The organism is Secundilactobacillus paracollinoides DSM 15502 = JCM 11969, from assembly GCF_001311135.1.
Lineage (GTDB): Bacteria > Bacillota > Bacilli > Lactobacillales > Lactobacillaceae > Secundilactobacillus > Secundilactobacillus paracollinoides.
On sequence record NZ_BBAG01000111.1, the window covers coordinates 1 to 4019 of the forward strand.

Sequence of the window (4019 nt, forward strand, 5' to 3'; positions counted from 1 at the left end):
AGGGGCGGGCCGTTAGCCTTCAAAGCTAGCTTAAGGCTCCACCCTTTAACCGCCTTCTTCCGCACTCTGTGTTATACTATCCAAGACGCATTCAAGGGAGGAAACAAAAACATGTCAGATTATTTAATTAAAAGTCTTGTCGACGACAACCAGTTTCGGGCATACGCTGTTGATGCCACTGAGCTTGTTCGTGAAGCACAGCGCCGGCACGACACCTGGGCCGCTTCTTCAGCCGCACTTGGGCGATCGTTAGTGACCACTTTGCTGCTTTCTTCTTCCGTGCTGAAGGGTGACGAGACCATGACGGTTCGGATCAATGGTGGCGGTCCCGTTGGCGGTATCGTCATCGATGGCAATGCAAAAGGGACGGTTAAGGGGTACTTACAAGAGCCCCACGTCAATCTGCCGCTGAACGATCATCATAAAATTGACGTTTCAAAAGCGGTTGGTGTGAATGGCTTTTTGTCAGTGACCAAGGATCTGGGACTAGATCAACCTTACACCGGTCAGGTACCACTTGCTTCCGGCGAAATAGGGGATGATTTTACGTTCTACCTTGCGCAATCAGAACAGATTCCGTCCGCAGTGGGTGTTTCAGTCTTTGTTAATGAAGATAACTCGATCAAGGTTGGCGGTGGGTTTCTGATTCAGGTCATGCCAGATGCATCAGATGATGCGATTGCGCACCTTGAGAAACGGTTAAAAGAAGTGCCGATGGTTTCTGAACTCTTGTTAGCAGGACAGAAGCCTGAGGATATGCTGAATTTGTTGTTTGGTGAAGAGAACGTCAATGTCTTAGATAAAATGCCAGTAGCGTTTAAATGTGATTGTTCTAAGCCAGAATTTGCGAAGGCCTTAGGTAGTTTGCCGACAAGCCAGTTGGAAACAATTATTAACGAAGATCACCACGCAGAGACCGTTTGTCATTTTTGTCGGAACAAGTACGACTTTAGTGAAGCAGAACTCAAGGCTATTTTAGCCAGCAAAACGGCGTCATAAGTCGGGTATAATTTTAGGTAAGAGTGTGCTATTATAACTAGCGCAGCTTAAAAACGGCAAATAGATAGTAAATTTAATTTAAGAGGTGAGCCTATGGAATGGCAAATTGGTGACGTCAAGATTCCTAACCAGGTTGTTGTTGCGCCATGGCTGGGGTGACGAACTCGGCCTTTCGGGTCATTTGTAAAAAATTTGGTGCAGGGTTAGTTGTTTGCGAAATGATTTCTGATCGCGGCATCATGTACCATAACCAAAAAACGTTAGACATGATGTTTGTAGATGCTGTTGAGCACCCGATGAGTATTCAGATCTTTGGCGGCAGCAAAGAGACCCTTGTAGAGGCCGCTAAGTTTGTTGATCAACACACTGCCGCAGATATCATTGATATCAACATGGGGTGTCCGGTCAATAAAGTAGTTAAAACAGATGCTGGTGCTAAGTGGTTGCTTGATCCCAACAAGGTCTACGAAATGGTTTCCTATGTCACGGATGCTGTTAAGAAGCCTGTTTCGGTTAAAATGCGAATTGGCTGGGACCTGGATCACGTTTACGCGGTTGAAAATGCATTGGCCGCAGAACGTGCTGGAGCGTCTGCTCTGGCCATGCATGGGCGGACACGGAAACAAATGTATGAGGGCCACGCTAACTGGGACGTTTTAAAAGACGTTGCCAGTGAACTGACGATTCCGTTTATGGGCAACGGCGACGTGAAGACGCCGGAGGATGCTAAGCGGATGCTCGATTACGTTGGTGCTGATGCAGTGATGATCGGTCGGGCGGCCATGGGGAATCCATGGATGCTCAAACAGACTGAACACTACTTGGAAACGGGTGAGCTGATTGAAGAGCCAAGTCCTGCAACGAAGATCCAAACGGCTAAGAAACACCTTCACCGGTTAGTTGAACTCAAGGGCGATTACGTTGGCCCACGGGAATTTCGCGGCCAAGCGGCGTACTATCTCAAGGGCATCTCACACTCAGCCAGAACAAAGGCGGCACTGAACAATGCCGAAACGGAACAAGAAATGATCGATCTGTTTGATCAATTTTTAGATAAACTGGCTGCTTTACCGGCACGTCAGCGATAAAATCCTTAAAAAGCAGGCAAAAGAGCTTGCTTTTTATTGAGGGTTGGCATGATTAAACAGGTAGAACGAAATATGGAGGTATTAGTGTGGCTGGAAAAGATAAAGAAATGAACGACCAAATGCACGTTCGTCGCGAAAAGATGGACGAATTGCGTGATAACGGTATTGATCCGTTTGGTCACCGATTTGAACGAACTTATTTGGCACAGCAGTTGCAAGATGAGTTTAGCGATATGGATAAGGATGAATTAAACGACCTTGGTAAGACCGCAGTGATTGCTGGTCGGATGGTGTCAAAGCGTGGTAAGGGTAAGGTTGGCTTTGCTGATTTGCAAGACCGGACTGGCCGGATCCAGATCTACGTTCGTAAAGATATTTTAGGTGATGAGGTTTACCACATTTTTAAACGGTCAGATATTGGCGACCATTTGGGTATTGAAGGGGACATTATCAAGACCGACATGGGTGAACTGACGATTCGGGCAACTAAATTGACCTTCCTATCTAAGGCACTTCGGCCATTGCCAGAAAAGTACCATGGCTTGCAGGATAAGGAGCAAATCTATCGTCAACGTTACTTGGATCTGATTTCAAATCCAGAAAGTTTTGACCGGTTTAAGAAGCGCAGTAAGATCATTACAGCCATTCGGGCATACTTAGATGGGGAAGACTTTACTGAAGTCGAAACTCCTGTATTGCATAACCAGGCTGGTGGTGCCAATGCACGGCCATTTATTACTCACCATAATGCATTGAACATTGACCTTTACCTGCGGATCGCGCTGGAACTTCATCTCAAGCGGTTGATCGTTGGTGGTATGGAACGCGTTTACGAAATTGGCCGTGTCTTCCGTAATGAAGGGATGGATACTCGGCATAACCCTGAATTCACCATGCTTGAAACTTATGTGGCCTACTTCGATTTCCACGACGTGATGGATGAGACTGAAGGGATTATCAAGGCTGCAGCTAAAGCCGTGACTGACGATGGCGTTATTTCATTCCAAGGCCATACGATCGATTTGAATAAAGACTTTGCCCGTGTTCATATGGTAGATGCAATCAAAGAGTATACAGGTGTCGATTTCTGGCCGGCAATGACTGACGATGAAGCTAAGAAATTAGCTGATGACAATGGGATTCACTATGAATCTTATTGGAAGGTCGGTCATATCATCAACGCATTCTTTGAAGAGAAGGTCCAAGATAAGCTGGAACAGCCGACCTTTATTTACGGACACCCAGTGGAAATCTCGCCATTAGCTAAGAAGAATCCTGATGATCCTCGGTTTACAGACCGTTTTGAGCTCTATATTACGGGTAACGAGTTTGCAAACGCCTTTACTGAGTTGAATGATCCAATTGACCAGCGCCAACGGTTTGAAGCCCAAGTGGCCGAACGTGAAGCCGGCAACGATGAGGCAGAAGGTATCGACGAAGACTTTATCGAAGCTTTGGAATACGGGATGCCGCCCACAGGTGGTCTTGGAATCGGTATCGATCGCCTAGTCATGCTGTTGACGGATGCAGATTCAATCCGTGACGTCTTGCTATTCCCAACAATGCGACCAGAAGATTAGCATAAATGAGTAAATAAGCAATTTTAGTAAGAGTCAGGTTAAGTTTTTAGCCTGGCTCTTATTTTTGTTCTCTTTTTTAAAATAAATTGCTAAACTGTATTGACCAGTGTGTTTAAAGCTGGTATAGTTATTATCGTTGTCAAAGAGGCAGAGGAATGTGTTGTTCCGATTTATATGAATAAGCATTCAAACAATTTATAAAAAAACATTGACGGCGATACGTCAACATGTTATTCTTAGAAAGTTGCTTCGGCAGGTCGACAACGAGTTGAGAAAGTTTTTCAAACTTGTTGTTGACACGTTAAAGACAGCGAGATACAATTAAATAGCTGATTCAAAGGGAATCAGCTAA

Annotated in this window: 2 protein-coding genes and 1 pseudogene; all 3 read left to right on the top strand. The window is 45.3% G+C overall.

Annotation, left to right across the window (positions count from 1 at the left end; translation table 11 throughout):
• Window positions 1-111 precede the first annotated feature (111 nt).
• The 3 genes and pseudogenes from hslO to lysS all read left to right on the top strand — a co-directional run bounded on the left by hslO (window position 112) and on the right by lysS (window position 3667).
• Complete coding sequence (gene hslO, locus JCM11969_RS16070; RefSeq protein ID WP_054712844.1) at window positions 112-999, top strand: Hsp33 family molecular chaperone HslO; 888 nt, start codon at window positions 112-114, stop codon at window positions 997-999.
• A 93-nt stretch (window positions 1000-1092) separates the two neighbouring features.
• A pseudogene (gene dusB, locus JCM11969_RS16075) lies at window positions 1093-2087 on the top strand (tRNA dihydrouridine synthase DusB).
• 107 nt (window positions 2088-2194) lie between these two features.
• Window positions 2195-3667: a lysine--tRNA ligase gene (gene lysS, locus JCM11969_RS16080; protein WP_054712847.1), complete on the top strand. Its 1473-nt coding sequence runs from the start codon at window positions 2195-2197 to the stop codon at window positions 3665-3667.
• Window positions 3668-4019 lie beyond the last annotated feature (352 nt).